Here is a 522-nt window from a genome sequence, read left to right on the forward strand (position 1 = left end):
CGTCTCCTTCCCGTCCCTGTCCAACTTCTCACTGGGGCTGACCTACGGCATCTACGCGTTCTTCGCGCTGGTGTCCCTGGTCTTCACCATCAAGATGGTGCGGGAGACCAACAACGTGGAACTCGAGGACATGCACGCCTGATCCCACTCTCCCCGTCCCGATGCCCCGGTTCGCGTTACACGCGCACCGGGGCATCGTCACACCGGGTTCACGGCCGTGATAACAGCTCGTCGTAATACCGGTAGGGGTCGGGTGTTCGGGTATTTTCAAGACAGATTTGCCGCGGCCCGGGCATCGGGGCCCGGGAAGCACGACACATTCAACGACGAAAAGAGAGCCTCCCATGACGCAGCACACCGACTCCTCGACCTCAGGACGCAAGTCCGCGGGCCACGTGATCGTGGATTCCCTCGCGGCGCACGGGGTCGAGCGCGCCTACGTGGTTCCCGGCGAGAGTTACCTGGACGTCCTGGACGGGCTCTACGACTCCCCCATCGACACTGTGGTGTGCCGTCAGGAGG

Annotated in this window: 1 protein-coding gene; it reads left to right on the plus strand. The window is 63.2% G+C overall.

Annotation, left to right across the window (positions count from 1 at the left end):
* Nucleotides 1-344 precede the first annotated feature (344 nt).
* A partial coding sequence (locus RF638_RS16210) for a thiamine pyrophosphate-binding protein (protein WP_368842485.1) occupies nt 345-522 on the plus strand: 178 nt, incomplete at its 3' end.

Source organism: Kocuria sp. CPCC 205235, assembly GCF_040980905.1.
GTDB lineage: Bacteria > Actinomycetota > Actinomycetes > Actinomycetales > Micrococcaceae > Kocuria > Kocuria carniphila.